The sequence below is a fragment of the Bacteroides sp. 3_1_23 genome, assembly GCF_000162555.1.
GTDB lineage: Bacteria > Bacteroidota > Bacteroidia > Bacteroidales > Bacteroidaceae > Bacteroides > Bacteroides ovatus.
Genome location: NZ_GG774957.1, coordinates 105,329 through 124,210, shown reverse-complemented (window position 1 = coordinate 124,210; position 18,882 = coordinate 105,329). Strand labels below are relative to the sequence as shown.

Sequence of the window (18,882 nt, the reverse complement as noted above, 5' to 3'; positions counted from 1 at the left end):
TTGCGTGGCTCTGACACTAGTACGAGAGGACCGTGTTGGACTGACCGCTGGTTTACCAGTTGTGCCGCCAGGTGCATTGCTGGGTATCTAAGTCGGGATTGGATAAGTGCTGAAAGCATCTAAGTACGAAGCCAGCCACAAGATTAGATTTCTTAGGGTCGTCAAAGACGATGACGTTGATAGGATGCAGGTGTAAAGGTGGTAACATCAAAGCCGAGCATTACTAATTGCCCGTTCACTTTCTTTCTGACATGTACCGGTTGGGTATATACGTTTAGCTTGCTATACACTATGATTTTACTTTTCATCATGTCATAACCTTATTCAGGTGGTTATAGCACGAGGGTTCCACCTCTTCCCATTCCGAACAGAGAAGTTAAGCCTCGTCACGCTGATGGTACTGCGTAACAGTGGGAGAGTAGGTAGCCGCCGTTTTTAAGAAGCCCCTTGATTCATTCTGAGTCAAGGGGCTTTCTGGCATTTGGTACTTTGCGAAAATTATCAATCTTCAGTCTTCCGTAAGTCATTGTCGAATAGATCTCCCCGAAGTTTTAGTTTTCTATGAATTTGGTGAAATACCGATAGCTTTTGTTATTTAATCTTGTATTAGTATCCTGTTTGTCGTTTTAAGTATATACATATTTCCAAATGTCTTTTAGATTCCTTATATTTGTTTACCGGCTTGAAAGATTCGGTAAATGTGTCATTTAGTAATAAAAAAGGGGAAAAAGCGGAATAAAATAGGTGTAGGACTGTGATTTTTTTGCAAACAAATCTTTTTCTTTTCTTCTTTCTCTTTTTTATCAAATTGATTTTTGTAAATTTGGCGAGAATCTGACAAAGGACACATAGTTAATATAGTAATAATACTAAATACTCCTGTTAATATGGAAAACAAAATTCAAGAGTTGACCGATAAGATTTATCGTGAAGGCGTGGAAAAAGGAAACGAGGAAGCGCAGAGACTTATCGCGAATGCTCAGGAAGAAGCTAAGAAAATCATTGAGGATGCCCGAAAAGAGGCAGAATCAATTGTAAACTCCTCTCGTAAATCTGCTGATGAGTTAGCAGAAAATACTAAATCAGAGTTAAAACTATTCGCCGGTCAGGCTGTGAATGCGCTCAAATCAGAAATCGCTACAATGGTAACTGATAAGTTGATAACCGCTTCCGTGAAAGATTTCGCTCAGGATAAAGATTACCTGAATGCGTTTATCGTAGCATTGGCATCCAAATGGAGCATAGATGAACCTATCGTCATCTCAACAGCCGATGCGGAATCACTGAAAAAGTATTTTGCAGCTCATGCAAAAGCTTTATTAGACAAGGGGGTGACCATTCAGCAAGTAAATGGTATCAAAACTCTGTTCACTGTTTCTCCGGCGGACGGTTCGTATAAGGTGAACTTCGGAGAAGAAGAATTCATGAATTACTTCAAAGCGTTCTTGCGTCCTCAATTAGTAGAAATGCTATTTTAAAAGAAGCGACTATGAGTAGTAAGTACTATTACTTGGTAGCAGGTTTGCCGGAACTTTCGCTGGAAGACAGCAAACTGAGCTATACAGTAGCCGATTTTAAAACTGAAATCTACGATGGATTGTCTGCTTCAGACCAGAAGTTGATTGACTTGTTTTATCTGAAGTTTGATAATGCAAATGTGCTGAAACTTCTCAAAGATAAAGAAGCGGAAATCGACAAACGGGGAAACTACTCTGCTGACGAACTCTCTGAATATATTTCTATTCTGAGAGAAGGCGGAGAAATCAGTCCTAAAGAATTTCCGGTCTATCTATCCACTTTTATTACTGATTATCTGAATACTCCGGCTGAAAGTACGGTTTTACACGAGGATCATCTGGCTGCTCTATATTATGAGTATGCGATGAACTGTGGGAATAAGTTCGTTTCTGCCTGGTTTGAATTCAACCTGAACATCAATAATATTCTTGTTGCATTTACTAGCCGTAAATTCAAATGGGATATTGCTTCCAACGTTGTGGGAAATACGGAAGTATGCGAAGCATTGCGTACATCGAGTGCCCGCGATTTCGGATTGTCCGGTGAGGTGGATGTGTTTGAATCGTTAGTGAAAATCAGTGAGATTACAGAACTGGTGGAGCGTGAGAAGAAGTTGGATGCTTTGCGGTGGAATTGGATGGAGGATGCTATTTTCTTCGACTATTTCACTATCGAACGTATTTTCGCTTTCCTGCTGAAGCTGGAAATGATTGAACGGTGGATTTCACTGGATAAGGAAAGAGGTAATCAGTTGTTCAGAAGCATTATCGAATCGCTGAAGAACGAAGTGCAGATTCCTGCAGAATTCAGATAATAAAATAAAAAAAATATATGGCAACAAAAGGAACTGTTAGTGGCGTTATTGCCAACATGGTGACCCTCGTCGTTGACGGACCGGTAGCTCAGAATGAGATTTGTTATATCTCGACCGGTGGTGATAAGTTGATGGCGGAGGTGATTAAGGTTGTAGGTTCACATGTATATGTCCAGGTGTTTGAAAGCACACGTGGACTGAAAGTGGGCGCCGAAGCCGAATTTACAGGACACATGCTTGAGGTGACATTAGGCCCGGGTATGCTATCGAAAAACTATGATGGTCTGCAAAATGACCTCGACAAGATGGATGGAGTTTTCCTGAAAAGAGGACAATATACATATCCGTTGGATAAAGAACGTGTATGGCACTTCGTACCCTTAGCGAATGTAGGTGACAAAGTGCAGGCTTCTGCATGGTTGGGACAGGTGGATGAAAACTTCCAGCCGCTGAAAATTATGGCCCCGTTCACTATGAAAGGAACGGCTACCGTAAAAACAATCATGCCGGAAGGTGATTATAAGATAGAAGATACAATTGCCATCCTGACAGACGAAGAAGGAAATGATATTCCTGTGACTATGATTCAGAGATGGCCCGTGAAACGTGCGATGACGAATTATAAGGAGAAACCGCGTCCTTTCAAATTATTGGAGACTGGTGTACGTGTGATTGATACGCTGAATCCGATTGTGGAAGGTGGTACAGGATTTATCCCCGGTCCGTTCGGTACTGGTAAAACAGTGCTTCAGCACGCTATCTCTAAACAGGCGGAAGCGGATATCGTTATCATTGCGGCTTGTGGTGAACGTGCCAATGAGGTGGTGGAAATCTTTACCGAGTTCCCCGAACTGGTAGACCCGCATACGGGACGTAAGTTGATGGAACGTACTATCATCATTGCGAATACTTCCAACATGCCGGTAGCTGCCCGTGAAGCATCTGTATATACAGCAATGACACTGGCGGAATATTACCGTTCCATGGGATTGAAAGTCTTGTTGATGGCAGATTCTACTTCCCGTTGGGCACAGGCTTTGCGTGAGATGTCCAACCGTATGGAAGAATTGCCTGGGCCGGATGCTTTCCCGATGGATATTTCGGCTATTATCTCCAACTTCTACGGTCGTGCGGGATATGTAAAACTAAGTAATGACGAAACGGGTTCTATTACGTTTATCGGTACGGTATCTCCTGCGGGTGGTAACTTGAAGGAGCCGGTGACTGAAAATACGAAGAAAGTAGCCCGTTGTTTTTATGCTTTGGAACAGGATCGTGCGGATAAGAAACGTTATCCGGCAGTGAATCCGATTGATTCTTATTCAAAATATATCGAATACCCGGAATTTGAGGAGTATATCAAAGGTCATATCAACGATGAATGGATTGGAAAGGTAAACGAACTGAAAACCCGTTTACAGCGCGGTAAGGAAATTGCCGAACAGATCAATATCCTCGGTGATGATGGTGTACCGGTAGAATATCATGTGATTTTCTGGAAATCAGAATTGATTGACTTTGTTATTCTGCAACAGGATGCTTTTGATGAAATTGATGCGGTAACTCCGATGGAACGTCAGGAAGATATTCTGAACATGATAATCGACATCTGTCATACGGAATTTGACTTTGATAACTTCAACGAAGTAATGGATTACTTCAAGAAGATGATTAATGTCTGTAAGCAGATGAACTACTCGAAGTTCAAATCGGAACAGTATGAAGGATTCCAGAAACAACTGAAGGAATTGATTGCCGAAAGAAGTGTCAATTCATAATCTTTAATTTATAATTTTAATTATCAAAGATGGCAACAAAAGCTTTTCAAAAGATATATACCAAGATTACTCAGATTACCAAGGCTACTTGTTCGCTGAAAGCGACAGGAGTAGGGTATGACGAGCTTGCCACTGTGGACGGTAAACTGGCACAGGTGGTTAAGATTGCCGGTGACGATGTCACTTTGCAGGTATTTGAAGGTACGGAGGGTATTCCGACCAATGCCGAAGTAGTATTCCTCGGCAAATCGCCTACATTGAAAGTGAGTGAGCAGCTGGCCGGACGTTTCTTCAACGCTTTCGGTGATCCGATTGATGGAGGTCCGGACATTGAAGGACAGGAAGTGGAAATTGGCGGTCCGTCTGTGAACCCGGTTCGACGTAAACAGCCGTCGGAACTGATTGCAACGGGTATTGCCGGTATCGACTTGAACAATACACTGGTATCGGGTCAGAAGATTCCGTTCTTTGCCGACCCCGACCAGCCTTTTAATCAGGTAATGGCAAATGTAGCCTTACGTGCTGAAACGGATAAGATTATCCTCGGAGGTATGGGTATGACGAATGACGACTACCTGTACTTTAAGAATGTGTTCTCTAATGCAGGTGCGCTGGACCGTATCGTGAGTTTCATGAATACGACCGAAAATCCTCCGGTAGAACGTTTGTTGATTCCGGACATGGCATTGACTGCTGCAGAGTATTTTGCAGTAAATAATAATGAGAAAGTGCTGGTGCTATTGACGGATATGACGAGCTATGCGGATGCGTTGGCAATCGTATCTAACCGTATGGACCAGATTCCTTCGAAAGACTCTATGCCGGGATCGCTTTATTCGGATTTGGCAAAGATTTACGAAAAGGCGGTGCAGTTCCCTTCCGGTGGTTCAATCACTATTATTGCGGTGACTACTTTGTCTGGTGGAGATATTACGCATGCTGTACCTGATAATACGGGTTACATCACTGAAGGTCAGTTGTTCCTGCGTCGTGATAGTGATATCGGTAAGGTAATTGTTGACCCGTTCCGTTCATTGTCCCGTTTGAAACAGCTGGTAACCGGTAAGAAGACACGTAAGGACCATCCGCAAGTGATGAATGCCGCTGTACGTCTGTATGCCGATGCCGCTAACGCTAAGACGAAGATGGAAAATGGTTTCGACCTGACCAACTACGACGAACGTACGTTGGCTTTTGCGAAGGACTATTCCAATCAGTTGTTGGCTATTGATGTCAATCTTGATACTACTGAAATGCTGGACGTTGCCTGGGGCTTGTTCGGTAAATATTTCCGTCCGGAAGAAGTGAATATCAAGAAAGACTTGGTGGATCAATACTGGCCGAAACAAAATAATTAGACAATTAGACGATTTGCTATTAGGATGATAGTGGACGGATTATATATGTTTATAAGAAGTAATTTCAATCGTCTGGTCGTAAATTGTTAAATTAGTAAATCAACGAGATGGCTATAAAGTTTCAATATAACAAAACCTCTCTTCAGCAGCTCGAAAAGCAACTGAAAGTGCGGGTGCGTACGCTTCCTATCATTAAGAATAAGGAAAGCGCCCTCCGCATGGAAGTGAAACGCTGTAAAACGGAAGCTGCCGATCTGGAGGATAGGCTCGAACAACAAATTCAAGCCTATGAAGCCATGTTCGCCCTTTGGAATGAGTTTGACGCTTCATTAATAAAGGTGAATGATGTTCATCTTGGCGTGAAAAAGATTGCGGGTGTGCGCGTACCGTTGCTCGAGAATGTAGAATTCGAGATACGTCCGTACAGTATGTTTAATGCTCCCAAATGGTATGCCGACGGTATCCATCTATTGGAAGAGCTGGCTCATACGGCAATTGAACGTGAATTTATGCTCGCCAAGCTGAACTTGTTAGAACATGCAAGGAAAAAGACCACTCAAAAGGTGAACCTTTTTGAGAAGGTGCAGATACCGGGTTATCAGGATGCATTGCGAAAGATCAAACGATTCATGGAAGATGAAGAAAACTTGTCGAAATCTTCGCAAAAGATCATGAAGTCCCATCAAGAAAAAAGGAAGGAGGTAGAGGCATGATTACAAAAATGAAGAAACTCACATTCCTGGTTTATCACAAAGAGTATGAAGAATTCCTGAACAGTCTGCGTGAACTTGGGGTAGTCCATATTGTGGAGAAACAACAGGGGGCTGCTGATAACACGGAGTTGCAGGAGAATATTCGTCTTTCCAATCGCTTGGCGGCTACCTTGAAGTTGCTTCAGAATCAGAAGCATGAAAAGAATGCTGTAATTGCTACGGAAGGTGGAACGGCTGCCCGTGGTATACAAGTGCTGGACGAAGTGGATGCCCTGCAAACAGAGCATGGAAAGCTGTCGCAGCAGTTGCAAAGCTATGCCAAAGAGAAAGAAGCGCTGGAAGCCTGGGGTAACTTTGAACCGGATAATGTTCAGAAGCTGAAAAATGCCGGTTATGTAATCGGTTTTTATAGCTGTTCGGAAGGAAATTACAAGGAAGAGTGGGAAACGGAATACAATGCAATGATTGTGAACCGTATCTCTTCTAAAGTATTCTTCGTGACTCTGACGAAAGGCGGGCAGGAAGTGGATTTGGATGTAGAACAGGCGAAATTACCTGCATACTCTTTGGCACACCTTGAAACGCTTTACAATACGACCGAACAGGCCGTTGAAGAGAATGAAAAGAAGCTGGTTACGTTTTCCGAAACAGAAATTCCTTCCTTGAAGGCTGCTCTGAAAGAGTTGCAAAGCCAGATTGAGTTCTCTAAGGTGGTGTTAAGTTCCGAACAGACTGCCGGTGACAAACTGATGTTAATTGAAGGATGGGCACCTGCATTCAGTCAAGTGGAAATAGAGGCTTACTTGAATGACGCACATGTATATTATGAGATTACCGATCCGATGCCGGGCGATAATGTTCCTATTCGATTGAATAATAAGGGATTCTTTGCCTGGTTCGAACCGATCTGTAAGTTGTATATGCTTCCGAAGTATAATGAATTGGACTTGACTCCGTTCTTTGCCCCGTTCTTTATGGTCTTTTTCGGACTTTGTCTGGGAGATTCCGGATATGGGGTGTTCCTGTTTCTGGGAGCTACGGCCTATCGGTTGATGGCGAAGAAAGTGACTCCGTCAATGAAGTCGATCATTTCATTGATACAGGTATTGGCTGCTTCAACATTCTTCTGCGGTTTGCTGACAGGTACGTTCTTCGGAGCGAATATCTACGATTTGAACTGGCCGATTGTTCAACGTCTGAAACATGCCGTCTTGATGGATAACAATGATATGTTCCAATTATCGTTGATATTGGGAGCTATTCAGATACTATTCGGTATGGTGTTGAAGGCGGTGAATCAGACTATTCAGTTTGGTTTCAAATATGCAGTGGCAACTATCGGATGGATCATCCTGCTGGTTTCCATGGCAGTTTCGGCTTTGTTGCCGGAGGTAATGCCGATGGGAAGTACAGTGCATTTGGTTATTCTGGGTGTTTCGGCTGCTATGATCTTCCTTTATAACAGTCCGGGAAAGAATGTTTTCCTGAATATCGGACTGGGATTATGGGATTCATATAATATGGTCACCGGTTTGCTTGGCGATGTATTGTCTTACGTTCGTCTGTTTGCCCTCGGACTTTCCGGAGGTATTTTGGCGGGAGTATTCAACAGCCTGGCAGTAGGTATGAGTCCGGATAATGTAATAGCAGGCCCGATTGTTATGGTACTGATTTTCGTTATCGGTCATGCCATCAATATCTTTATGAATGTGCTGGGTGCAATGGTTCACCCGATGCGTCTGACGTTCGTTGAGTTCTTCAAGAACTCCGGATATGAAGGAGGCGGTAAAGAGTACAAACCGTTCAGAAATTGAAAATTTGAAGATTAAGAATTAGAAATTGAGAATTAATATTTTAAGAATTAAACAATAAAAAATAGAATAAGATTATGGAAATGAATTTGTTTATCGCCTACATTGGCATCGCGATTATGGTTGGTTTGTCGGGCATCGGTAGTGCTTACGGAGTAACTATTGCAGGTAATGCTGCTATCGGAGCATTGAAGAAGAATGATAGTGCATTCGGTAACTTCCTGGTATTGACAGCTCTTCCGGGTACACAGGGTCTTTATGGTTTTGCAGGTTATTTCATGTTTCAGACAATCTTCGGTATTTTGACTCCTGAAATTACACCTATCCAGGCATCAGCAGTGCTTGGTGCAGGTATTGCTCTGGGATTGGTTGCTTTATTCTCCGCTATCCGTCAGGGACAAGTTTGTGCAAACGGTATCGCAGCAATCGGACAGGGACACAATGTATTTAGCAATACGTTGATTCTTGCCGTATTCCCCGAACTCTATGCAATCGTTGCTTTGGCTGCAACCTTCTTGATTGGTAGCGCACTCGTTGCATAATTTTTAGCAAGAATATTTCCTATAAAGGACTTTCAATCCCCTTGTACATGCTGCTTTGCATGTGCAAGGGGATATTCTTTTTTCATTGTTAGACAACGTTTCTTTCCTCTTCTTAACTCATATTTTTTGTATAAAGTATTATTTTTCAAAGAATAATGTGTACTTTTGCACTCGCATACTAAAAAGAGTTTTAATATATTATATGGTAAAAGATTTATTAACCCCCGATTATATCTTCGAGTCCAGCTGGGAAGTATGTAATAAAGTGGGAGGGATATATACCGTCTTGTCGACACGGGCAAATACATTACAGGAAAAATTCCGCGACAGAATTTTCTTCATAGGTCCTGATGTGTGGCAAGGAAAGGAGAACCCTCTATTCATCGAGTCGGATAACCTATGTGCTGCCTGGAAAGAGCATGCGCTTGAGAAAGACGAACTTTCTGTCCGTGTGGGACGATGGAATATCCCCGGTGAACCCATAGTCATTCTTGTTGATTTCCAACCTTTTTTTGAAAAGAAAGACGATATATACACAGAAATGTGGAATCGTTATCAAGTAGATTCGTTGCACGCCTATGGCGATTACGACGAGGCTTCTATGTTTTCCTATGCCGCAGGAAGAGTGGTGGAGAGTTTCTATCGCTACAACCTGACGGAAACGGATAAGGTGGTATATCAGGCACATGAATGGATGACTGGAATGGGAGCACTTTATGTACAGGAAGCTGTGCCGGAGGTTGCTACTATTTTTACGACCCATGCTACGTCTATCGGTCGTTCCATTGCCGGCAATAATAAGCCGTTGTATGACTATCTGTTTGCTTATAATGGCGACCAGATGGCACAGGAACTGAACATGCAATCGAAACACTCGATTGAGAAACAGACTGCACATTATGTAGACTGTTTTACTACGGTGAGTGAAATAACCAATAATGAATGCAAGGAATTACTGGATAAACCGGCAGATGTTGTTCTGATGAACGGTTTTGAAGATGATTTTGTGCCGAAAGGAAGCACGTTTACCGGCAAGCGTAAGCGCGCACGTACCTTGATGCTTAGTGTTGCCAATAAATTATTGGGAACAAATCTGGGTGATGATACGTTAATTGTCGGAACCAGTGGGCGATATGAGTTTAAGAATAAAGGTATTGATGTTTTTTTGGAATCATTAAACCGCTTGAACAGGGATAAGAAACTACATAAGAATGTGTTGGCATTCATCAATGTACCCGGTTGGGTGGGAGAGCCTCGCGAGGATTTGCAGGCACGTTTGAAGAGCAAAGATAAGTTCGACACTCCCCTCGAAGTACCGTTTATCACTCATTGGCTGCATAATATGACTCATGACCAGGTGTTGGACATGTTGAAATATCTGGGAATGGGCAATCGTCCGGAAGATAAGGTAAAGGTGATTTTTGTTCCTTGTTATCTGGATGGTCGTGATGGTATCATGAATAAAGAATATTATGATATATTGCTGGGGCAGGATTTGAGTGTCTATGCTTCTTATTACGAACCGTGGGGATATACTCCGCTGGAAAGTGTAGCTTTCCATGTGCCGACAATCACTACGGATCTGGCAGGATTCGGACTTTGGGTAAACAGCCTGAAGAACCAGCATGGCATTAATGATGGAGTGGAAGTGCTGCATCGTTCGGACTATAATTATTCGGAAGTGGCGGATGGTATCAAAGATACGATTACGTTGTTTGCGGATAAGACTGATAAAGAGGTGAAGGAAATCCGTAAGCGTGCTGCTGAAGTTGCAGAGCAGGCTTTATGGAAGCACTTTATACAATATTATTATGAAGCTTATGATATCGCTTTGCGTAAGGCAAGGATACGTCAGTTGAGTTAAGAAAGAAATTATTTATCAATAAGTAAACGAAAACATTATGAAAATCAAAGTTAGTAATGTGAATACTCCCAACTGGAAAGAGGTTACTGTGAAATCACGTATACCGGAAGAGTTGGAGAAGTTGTCTGAAATCGCACGCAACATTTGGTGGGCATGGAATTTTGAAGCGACTGAACTGTTTAGAGATCTAGATCCGGAACTTTGGAAAGAATGTGGACAGAATCCAGTACTGTTGTTGGAACGTATGAGCTATGAGAAGCTGGAAGCGCTGGCAAAAGACAAGGTGATTCTAAGAAGAATGAATGAAGTTTATACGAAATTCAGAGATTACATGGATGTGAAGCCGGATGAGCAACGCCCATCTATAGCTTATTTCAGCATGGAATATGGCTTGAGCAGCGTCCTGAAAATATATTCCGGTGGTCTGGGCGTATTGGCTGGTGACTATCTGAAAGAGGCTTCCGACAGCAATGTTGATTTGTGTGCGGTAGGTTTCTTGTATCGTTACGGCTACTTTACTCAAACGTTGTCTATGGATGGACAGCAGATTGCCAACTACGAGGCACAGAACTTCGGTCAACTTCCTATTGAACGCGTAATGGATGCCAATGGTCAGCCGTTGATAGTTGACGTTCCTTATCTTGATTATTTTGTTCATGCAAACGTATGGCGTGTGAATGTTGGACGTATTTCTTTGTATCTGCTTGATACGGATAATGAAATGAACAGCGAATTCGACCGTCCTATCACTCACCAGCTTTATGGTGGTGACTGGGAAAACCGTTTGAAACAGGAAATCTTGTTGGGTATCGGTGGTATCCTGACTCTGAAAGCTCTGGGTATCAAGAAAGATGTTTATCACTGTAATGAAGGACATGCTGCATTGATTAATGTTCAGCGTATCTGCGACTATGTAGCTACTGGATTGACTTTCGACCAGGCTATTGAGTTGGTTCGCGCTTCTTCTCTTTATACTGTTCATACTCCGGTGCCTGCAGGTCACGACTATTTTGACGAAGGTTTGTTCGGCAAATATATGGGTGGTTATCCTTCCAGAATGGGTATCTCATGGGATGACTTGATGGATCTAGGACGTAACAATCCGGGCGACAAGGGCGAACGTTTCTGTATGTCTGTTTTTGCTTGTAACACTTCACAGGAAGTGAACGGTGTAAGCTGGCTGCACGGAAAAGTTTCTCAAGAAATGTTCTCTTCTATCTGGAAAGGTTATTTCCCGGAAGAAAGCCACGTAGGATATGTAACGAATGGTGTTCACTTCCCAACTTGGAGTGCAACAGAATGGAAAGAATTATACTTTAAATATTTCAACGAAAACTTCTGGTTCGATCAGTCTAATCCTAAGATTTGGGAAGCTATCTACAATGTGCCCGATGAAGAGATTTGGAAGACTCGTATGACTATGAAGAATAAGTTGGTTGACTATATCCGTAAGTCATTCCGCGATACATGGTTGAAGAACCAGGGAGATCCTTCTCGTATCGTTTCACTGATGGATAAGATCAATCCGAACGCATTGCTGATTGGTTTCGGCCGTCGTTTTGCTACTTACAAACGTGCACACTTGCTGTTCACCGACTTGGATCGTCTTTCTAAGATCGTGAACAATCCTGATTATCCGGTACAATTCCTGTTTACAGGTAAAGCTCACCCGCACGATGGAGCAGGCCAGGGCTTGATTAAGCGTATCATTGAAATCTCTCGTCGTCCGGAATTCCTGGGTAAGATTATCTTCCTCGAGAATTACGATATGCAACTGGCTCGTCGTCTGGTTTCCGGCGTTGATATCTGGTTGAATACTCCGACTCGTCCGTTGGAAGCATCCGGTACATCTGGTGAAAAAGCTTTGATGAACGGTGTTGTCAATTTCTCCGTATTAGACGGATGGTGGCTGGAAGGTTACCGTGAAGGTGCAGGTTGGGCGTTGACTGAAAAACGTACTTACCAGAATCAGGAACATCAGGATCAGCTGGATGCTGCTACTATTTACAGTATTCTTGAAACTGAAATCCTTCCGTTGTATTATGCACGTAATAAGAAGGGATATTCTGAAGGCTGGATCAAAGTGGTGAAGAATTCTATCGCACAGATTGCTCCTCATTATACCATGAAGCGTCAGTTGGATGATTACTATAGCAAGTTCTATTGCAAACTGGCAAAACGTTTCCAGACTTTGGCTGCTAACGATAATGCAAAAGCAAAAGAAATCGCAGCTTGGAAAGAAGATGTGGTTGCTAAATGGGATTCTATTGAAATCGTATCTTGTGACAAGGTAGAAGAGCTGAAGAATGGTGATATCGAAAGCGGAAAAGAATATACTATTACTTACGTTATCGATGAAAAAGGCTTGAATGATGCAGTGGGACTTGAATTGGTTACTACTTACACAACTGCAGACGGAAAACAACATGTTTATTCTGTAGAACCGTTCAGTGTAGTCAAGAAAGAAGGCGACTTGTATACATTCCAGGTTAAACACAGCTTGTCAAATGCAGGTAGTTTCAAGGTGTCTTACCGTATGTTCCCGAAGAATCCGGAACTTCCACACCGTCAGGACTTCTGCTACGTACGTTGGTTTATCTAATTGCTTGAGTAAAAGTAGGGGAGTATATCTCCCTCACTTTCATACATACATTCAGCCCCTGTATTCTTTGAGAATGACAGGGGCTGAATTTTTTATCTGTTTGGAGAGTGAGGCGTAAAGTCTCGCAAATAAAAAAGACTGTCTCATTTTCTATTTGAGACAGTCTTGTATAAATTTCAAGGCCTTTGGAAAAGCCTTTCTTTGGATTTGTTATTTTACAGCTTCTGCAATTTTAGCTTGAAGTTCTTCTCCGTGCAGACCGCGAGCAATAATCTTACCGCTACCATCGATCAATACAGTGTGAGGAATGCTGTTTACAGCATAAAGCTGTGCACCTTCACTTTGCCAGAATTTCAGGTCGGACATTTGCGGCCAAGTCATGTCTAGTTTCTTGATTGCTTCTTTCCATGCAGCACCATCCTGATCGAGAGATACACCTACGATTTCGAAGTTTTTGCCTTTGTACTTAGCGTATGTTTCTACTAGGTTAGGCATTTCGCGACGGCAAGGACCGCACCAGCTAGCCCAGAAGTCAACCAATACCACTTTTCCTTTGCCTACATAATCAGACAACTTCACTGTCTTTCCTTCCGGAGTCTGCATTTCGAAATCAACAAATTGAGTACCTACAGCAGTCTTTTTCTGCTTGTCAGTCATCTCTTTGATTCTTACGATTGTTTCGTCATTCTGGAAATTCGCAGGAATTTGTTGCAACAAAGCTTCATTTTCGTCCGTAGAGTTATTGTAGAAAGTTTGTTTAAACAAGAATACTCCAACCGGGTTGGTGATATTCTTTTGTACGCCTTCTTTGATTGCTTTGTCATATTGTTCTTCCAGCTGAGCACCTTCTTTTTGTTTGGCCTCTTTCTGCTCATCACTTAAAGATGTATTACCCATTGCCTCATAAATGGCATTCATTTTTTTGCTGATGTCATTGATTTGAGCTCTGATTTCCTGGTATGCATCGTTGTTGGGAGTACCGGTAACAGCGTCATTATCCTTGGTCAGGGCAACGTTGATTTTTCCGTTTTCCAGGAAGAAGTCGATCATCAACGGTTCTCCGTTCACTTCACAAGTGACATAACGGCTAACCACAGAGTCTTGTGTGCCTTCAAAGGTAAAAGTACCTTTGGTGATAACGGCTGTATCTAGTTTGGTCAGATTTCTACCATTGGCTTCCTGAAGATAAACGGTGTCACTATCGCTTGCACCTTCTACTGTGCCTGTAATAGTGTATCCGGCTTTGTTTCCGCCAGTACAAGCTACCATGCTTAACGCTGCCGTTGCAATAACTAAATAAGTAAACTTTTTCATGCTTTTGTAAAATTGGTGAATAAATATTTATGCAAAGATAGATTTTTTTTCTGTCGGGCATCGAAAAACACTGTTATATTAGATTAACACGTAGGTGGAAACCGCAGAAATGTGTACCTTTGCAGCCCAAACTTTAGTATGAATATGCAAGAAGATAAATCCATCATTGAGGTGAGCCATGTATCGAAGTACTTTGGCGATAAAACAGCATTGGATGATGTGACTCTGAACGTGAAAAAGGGCGAGTTTGTGACTATCCTTGGTCCTTCCGGTTGCGGTAAAACCACGTTGTTGCGTCTCATTGCTGGTTTTCAGACAGCTTCGGAAGGCGAAATCCGAATTTCGGGGATGGAAATAACACAAACTCCTCCCCATAAGCGTCCGGTGAATACGGTATTTCAGAAATATGCCTTGTTCCCGCACTTAAATGTGTATGATAACATCGCTTTCGGCCTGAAACTGAAAAAAACACCGAAACAGACCATTGAGAAGAAGGTGAAAGCTGCTTTGAAAATGGTAGGCATGACGGATTATGAATACCGCGATGTGGATTCTCTTTCCGGTGGTCAGCAACAACGTGTAGCTATTGCCCGCGCCATCGTGAATGAGCCGGAAGTGCTGTTGTTGGATGAACCGCTGGCAGCGCTCGATCTGAAAATGCGTAAGGATATGCAAATGGAGCTCAAAGAAATGCATAAATCTTTGGGAATCACGTTTGTGTACGTCACTCACGATCAGGAGGAGGCACTTACGTTAAGTGACACGATTGTCGTGATGAGTGAAGGAAAGATTCAGCAGATCGGTACGCCGATTGATATTTATAATGAACCTATCAATGCTTTTGTTGCGGACTTTATCGGAGAAAGCAATATCCTCAACGGTACCATGATTCATGATAAACTCGTACGTTTTTGCGGTACGGAGTTTGAATGTGTGGATGAAGGATTTGGCGAGAATGTTCCGGTGGACGTAGTCATTCGTCCGGAGGATCTTTATATTTTCCCCGTTTCGGAAATGGCACAGTTAGTAGGAGTGGTAGAGACTTCTATTTTTAAAGGAGTGCATTATGAAATGACGGTGTTGTGCGGCGGATATGAATTCTTGGTGCAGGATTACCATCATTTTGAAGTAGGGGCTGAAGTCGGTCTGTTGGTGAAGCCTTTCGATATTCATATTATGAAGAAAGAGCGTGTTTGCAATACATTCGAAGGAAAATTGCTGGATGCTACTCATGTGGAATTCCTGGGCTGTAACTTTGAATGTGTTCCGGTGGAAGGAATCGCTTTCGATACGAATGTCAAAGTGGAAGTAGACTTTGAAAAAGTGATTCTTCAGGATAATGAAGAAGACGGAACGCTGACGGGTGAGGTGAAATTCATCCTTTACAAGGGTGACCATTATCATCTGACTGTATTGTCAGATTGGGACGAGAATGTATTTGTAGATACGAACGATGTATGGGATGACGGTGACCGTGTAGGTATTACCATCCCTCCAGATGCTATTCGTATAGTTAAAATAACCGATTAACAGGAAAGGAAGTGAATAAGAGGTTTATAGTCTTTTTGTCATCACGTAAGAGTTGGACTCTCCCTTACATTATTTTTTCGGCGATCTTTGTGATTATACCGTTGTTCTTAATTGTCGTATATGCCTTTACCGATGATAGCGGCCATTTGACACTCGCCAATTTTCAGAAGTTCTTCGAACATCCCGAAGCAATCAATACCTTTGTCTATTCGATTGGCATTGCCATTATTACCACCCTTGTTTGTATTTTACTGGGTTATCCTGCTGCCTGGATATTGAGTAACAGCAAGCTGAACCGTTCCAAGACGATGGTCGTACTGTTTATTTTGCCGATGTGGGTAAATATTCTGGTGCGTACCCTTGCTACTGTTGCCTTATTCGACTTTTTCAGTGTGCCGTTGGGCGAGGGAGCGTTGATATTCGGTATGGTATACAACTTTATCCCTTTCATGATTTATCCTATCTACAATACTTTGCAGAAGATGGATCATAGCTATATCGAGGCGGCGCAAGACTTGGGAGCCAATCCTGTGCAAGTCTTTCTGAAAGCAGTCCTTCCGCTTTCCATGCCGGGGGTGATGAGTGGTATCATGATGGTGTTCATGCCGACTATATCGACATTTGCCATTGCCGAGTTGCTGACGATGAATAACATCAAACTCTTTGGTACGACGATTCAGGAAAATATCAATAACAGTATGTGGAACTATGGAGCGGCACTTTCGCTCATTATGTTGCTATTGATAGCTGCTACTTCCCTGTTCAGCACCGATGATAAGGAAAACTCAAATGAAGGAGGCGGGCTATGGTAAAGAAGATATTTGCACAGACTTATTTGTGGATATTGCTGCTCTTGCTTTATTCTCCGATCGTGATTATTGTGATCTACTCATTTACAGAGGCGAAAGTGTTGGGTAACTGGACGGGATTTTCTACCAAACTTTATTCTTCGTTATTCACTACCGGTGCTCATCATTCTTTGATGAATGCATTGATTAATACGATCACTATCGCTCTACTGGCTGCAACAGCATCTACGTTATTAGGAAGCATCGCTGCTATCGGTATATTCAATCTGAAAGCCCGTTCACGCAAAGCGATCGGATTTGTGAACAGCATTCCTATTCTGAATGGTGATATTATCACCGGTATATCCTTGTTCCTTTTGTTTGTATCTCTGGGGATCACACAAGGCTACACAACCGTAGTGCTTGCTCATATTACTTTTTGTACCCCGTACGTTGTTTTAAGTGTATTGCCCCGTTTGAAGCAGATGAATCCGAATATTTATGAAGCTGCCCTCGACTTGGGAGCTACTCCTATGCAGGCCTTGTGGAAAGTCATAATTCCGGAGATTCGTCCGGGAATGATTAGCGGCTTTATGCTTGCACTGACACTATCCATTGATGATTTTGCCGTAACTGTATTCACTATCGGTAATCAAGGTTTGGAAACGCTTTCTACTTATATCTACGCCGATGCCCGCAAGGGAGGTTTGACCCCGGAACTTCGTCCGCTTTCGGCTATCATTTTTGTCGTGGTACTGGCGTTATTGGTTGTAATCAATTACCGGGCAGGAAAAACGAAGAAAAAAGATTAATAGACTATCAAATGTGCTACTACGTAAATAATATGAAAAGAATAATTCCTGCTATCCTGCTCTTATTGGCTTTGACCGGGTGTTATAATTCCGGTGAACCTCGTGAGCGGGTTCTTAAAATCTACAACTGGGCGGATTACATCGGCGAAGGTGTACTTGAGGATTTCCAGGCATATTATAAAGAACAGACCGGTGAGAATATCCGTATCGTTTACCAGACATTCGATATCAACGAAATCATGTTGACGAAAATTGAAAAGGGGCATGAAGATTTTGATGTTGTTTGTCCTTCGGAATACATCATCGAGCGTATGCTGAAGAAGCATTTGTTGCTACCTATCGACACGAATTTCGCACATTCTCCCAATTACATGAATAATGTGGCTCCATTTATTCGTAAGCAGATTAATAAATTGAGTCAGCCGGGTGAAAAAGCCAGCCGCTATGCTGTATGTTATATGTGGGGGACGGCAGGTATTCTGTATAACCGGGCTTATGTGCCCGATTCGGTAGCCCTGTCCTGGGATTGCCTTTGGAATAAAAAGTATGCCGGAAAGATCCTGATGAAGGATAGTTATCGTGATGCTTATGGAACAGCCGTGATTTATGCGCATGCAAAGGAACTGAAGGAGGGAACGGTAACAGTGGAAGAGTTGATGAACGACTATTCTCCACGTGCGATGGAGTTGGCTGAAAAATACTTAAAAGCCTTGAAACCGAACATTGCTGGCTGGGAAGCGGACTTTGGCAAGGAAATGATGACGAAAAATAAAGCTTGGCTGAATATGACTTGGAGCGGTGATGCAATCTGGGCGATTGAAGAGGCCAATGCGGTAGGAGTGGATTTGGATTATGAAGTTCCCGAAGAAGGAAGTAATATCTGGTATGACGGTTGGGTGATCCCGAAATATGCCAGAAATCCGGAAGCGGCTAGTTATTTTATCAACTTTATGTGTCGTCCGGATATAGCCTTGCGGAATATGGATTTCTGCGGATATGTAAGTTCCATAGCTACTCCCGAAATACTGGAAGAGAAGATAGACACCACTCTTCATTATTATTCCGATTTAAGTTACTTTTTCGGACCGGGTGCAGACAGCGTGCAGATTGATAAAATACAATATCCGGATCGTAAGGTGGTGGAACGATGTGCCATGATTCGTGATTTTGGCGATAAGACAAAAGAAGTTCTTGATATTTGGTCGCGTATTAAAGGAGATAATTTGGGAGTGGGTATCACTATTCTTATTTTCGTCGTTGTTGCATTGATGAGTGGTTGGATGATTTATAAGAAGTGGCAGCGTTATAATCGTCAGAAACAACAAAGACGTAGAAGCAGAAGGAAAAAGGTCAGGAGGAATTAGTGTTTCTCCGGATTGCAAACAAAAATAAATTAGGTGGAAAATAAAAGCGGTATCTACGGTAAGAAATAAGAAGC

14 protein-coding genes and 2 rRNA genes are annotated in these 18,882 nt (G+C 42.5%); 15 read left to right on the top strand and 1 reads right to left on the bottom strand.

All coding sequences use genetic code 11. From position 1 onward, the window contains the following. The 11 genes from HMPREF9010_RS0124890 to HMPREF9010_RS00865 all read left to right on the top strand — a co-directional run. Positions 1-247, top strand: a 23S ribosomal RNA gene (locus HMPREF9010_RS0124890); the annotation flags it as partial. A 77-nt stretch (positions 248-324) separates the two neighbouring features. Continuing rightward, positions 325-435: ribosomal RNA gene (rrf, locus tag HMPREF9010_RS00820) — 5S ribosomal RNA — on the top strand. 452 nt (positions 436-887) lie between these two features. After that, on the top strand, positions 888-1,478 hold the full coding sequence (locus tag HMPREF9010_RS00825; RefSeq protein ID WP_004297635.1) for a V-type ATP synthase subunit E family protein: 591 nt from the start codon (positions 888-890) through the stop codon (positions 1,476-1,478). Positions 1,479-1,489: 11 nt separating this feature from the next. Further along, positions 1,490-2,332 (top strand): DUF2764 domain-containing protein, encoded by an 843-nt coding sequence (locus HMPREF9010_RS00830; protein WP_004297637.1) that lies wholly within the window; start codon positions 1,490-1,492, stop codon positions 2,330-2,332. 17 nt (positions 2,333-2,349) lie between these two features. Next, positions 2,350-4,110: a V-type ATP synthase subunit A gene (locus tag HMPREF9010_RS00835; RefSeq protein ID WP_004303858.1), complete on the top strand. Its 1,761-nt coding sequence runs from the start codon at positions 2,350-2,352 to the stop codon at positions 4,108-4,110. Positions 4,111-4,139: 29 nt separating this feature from the next. Continuing rightward, positions 4,140-5,468 carry a V-type ATP synthase subunit B gene (locus HMPREF9010_RS00840; RefSeq protein ID WP_004297639.1) on the top strand — a complete coding sequence of 443 codons (1,329 nt, stop codon included), beginning with the start codon at positions 4,140-4,142 and terminating at the stop codon, positions 5,466-5,468. A 107-nt stretch (positions 5,469-5,575) separates the two neighbouring features. Then, entirely contained in the window at positions 5,576-6,181 is a 606-nt protein-coding gene (locus HMPREF9010_RS00845; protein WP_004297640.1) for a V-type ATP synthase subunit D, read from the top strand. Next, a complete protein-coding gene (locus HMPREF9010_RS00850) occupies positions 6,178-7,995 on the top strand; it encodes a V-type ATP synthase subunit I (protein WP_004308093.1) in 1,818 nt (605 codons plus the stop codon). Before HMPREF9010_RS00845 ends, HMPREF9010_RS00850 begins: the two co-directional genes overlap by 4 nt. 74 nt (positions 7,996-8,069) lie before the next feature. Continuing rightward, positions 8,070-8,534, top strand: coding sequence for a V-type ATP synthase subunit K (locus tag HMPREF9010_RS00855; protein WP_004297644.1), 465 nt, complete (start codon positions 8,070-8,072; stop codon positions 8,532-8,534). Positions 8,535-8,736: 202 nt separating this feature from the next. Continuing rightward, positions 8,737-10,398: a glycogen/starch synthase gene (locus tag HMPREF9010_RS00860; RefSeq protein ID WP_004297648.1), complete on the top strand. Its 1,662-nt coding sequence runs from the start codon at positions 8,737-8,739 to the stop codon at positions 10,396-10,398. A gap of 37 nt (positions 10,399-10,435) precedes the next feature. Then, the gene (locus HMPREF9010_RS00865) at positions 10,436-13,000 is read left to right on the top strand and encodes a glycosyltransferase family 1 protein (RefSeq protein ID WP_004297649.1); all 2,565 of its coding nucleotides are present in this window, start codon (positions 10,436-10,438) and stop codon (positions 12,998-13,000) included. A gap of 210 nt (positions 13,001-13,210) precedes the next feature. On the opposite strand, the gene HMPREF9010_RS00870 is transcribed toward HMPREF9010_RS00865, so the two are convergent. Then, a complete protein-coding gene (locus tag HMPREF9010_RS00870) occupies positions 13,211-14,314 on the bottom strand; it encodes a TlpA disulfide reductase family protein (RefSeq protein ID WP_008651808.1) in 1,104 nt (367 codons plus the stop codon). Between the two features lie 138 nt (positions 14,315-14,452). On the opposite strand from HMPREF9010_RS00870, the gene potA reads away from it, so the two are divergent. Genes potA through HMPREF9010_RS00890 form a run of 4 tightly spaced genes read left to right on the top strand, consistent with a single transcriptional unit; the run spans position 14,453 to position 18,808 of the window. Continuing rightward, positions 14,453-15,844, top strand: a complete 1,392-nt coding sequence (gene potA, locus HMPREF9010_RS00875; RefSeq protein ID WP_004297652.1) for a polyamine ABC transporter ATP-binding protein — start codon at positions 14,453-14,455, stop codon at positions 15,842-15,844. 11 nt (positions 15,845-15,855) lie between these two features. Continuing rightward, on the top strand, positions 15,856-16,656 hold the full coding sequence (locus HMPREF9010_RS00880; RefSeq protein ID WP_004308090.1) for an ABC transporter permease: 801 nt from the start codon (positions 15,856-15,858) through the stop codon (positions 16,654-16,656). Then, entirely contained in the window at positions 16,650-17,444 is a 795-nt protein-coding gene (locus HMPREF9010_RS00885) for an ABC transporter permease (RefSeq protein ID WP_004297655.1), read from the top strand. Before HMPREF9010_RS00880 ends, HMPREF9010_RS00885 begins: the two co-directional genes overlap by 7 nt. Positions 17,445-17,476: 32 nt before the next feature. Further along, positions 17,477-18,808: an ABC transporter substrate-binding protein gene (locus HMPREF9010_RS00890; RefSeq protein ID WP_008776543.1), complete on the top strand. Its 1,332-nt coding sequence runs from the start codon at positions 17,477-17,479 to the stop codon at positions 18,806-18,808. The last annotated feature ends 74 nt before the right edge of the window (positions 18,809-18,882 follow it).

Excerpts from the sequence above, each read along its gene's own strand:
- HMPREF9010_RS00870 (WP_008651808.1), bottom strand. The coding sequence starts at position 14,314 with ATGAAAAAGTTTACTTATTTAGTTATTGCAACGGCAGCGTTAAGCATG.
- HMPREF9010_RS00885 (WP_004297655.1), top strand. The coding sequence starts at position 16,650 with ATGGTAAAGAAGATATTTGCACAGACTTATTTGTGGATATTGCTGCTC.
- HMPREF9010_RS00850 (WP_004308093.1), top strand. The coding sequence starts at position 6,178 with ATGATTACAAAAATGAAGAAACTCACATTCCTGGTTTATCACAAAGAG.
- potA (WP_004297652.1), top strand. The coding sequence starts at position 14,453 with ATGAATATGCAAGAAGATAAATCCATCATTGAGGTGAGCCATGTATCG.
- HMPREF9010_RS00860 (WP_004297648.1), top strand. The coding sequence starts at position 8,737 with ATGGTAAAAGATTTATTAACCCCCGATTATATCTTCGAGTCCAGCTGG.
- HMPREF9010_RS00845 (WP_004297640.1), top strand. The coding sequence starts at position 5,576 with ATGGCTATAAAGTTTCAATATAACAAAACCTCTCTTCAGCAGCTCGAA.
- HMPREF9010_RS00865 (WP_004297649.1), top strand. The coding sequence starts at position 10,436 with ATGAAAATCAAAGTTAGTAATGTGAATACTCCCAACTGGAAAGAGGTT.
- HMPREF9010_RS00825 (WP_004297635.1), top strand. The coding sequence starts at position 888 with ATGGAAAACAAAATTCAAGAGTTGACCGATAAGATTTATCGTGAAGGC.
- HMPREF9010_RS00890 (WP_008776543.1), top strand. The coding sequence starts at position 17,477 with ATGAAAAGAATAATTCCTGCTATCCTGCTCTTATTGGCTTTGACCGGG.
- HMPREF9010_RS00855 (WP_004297644.1), top strand. The coding sequence starts at position 8,070 with ATGGAAATGAATTTGTTTATCGCCTACATTGGCATCGCGATTATGGTT.
- HMPREF9010_RS00830 (WP_004297637.1), top strand. The coding sequence starts at position 1,490 with ATGAGTAGTAAGTACTATTACTTGGTAGCAGGTTTGCCGGAACTTTCG.
- HMPREF9010_RS00840 (WP_004297639.1), top strand. The coding sequence starts at position 4,140 with ATGGCAACAAAAGCTTTTCAAAAGATATATACCAAGATTACTCAGATT.
- HMPREF9010_RS00835 (WP_004303858.1), top strand. The coding sequence starts at position 2,350 with ATGGCAACAAAAGGAACTGTTAGTGGCGTTATTGCCAACATGGTGACC.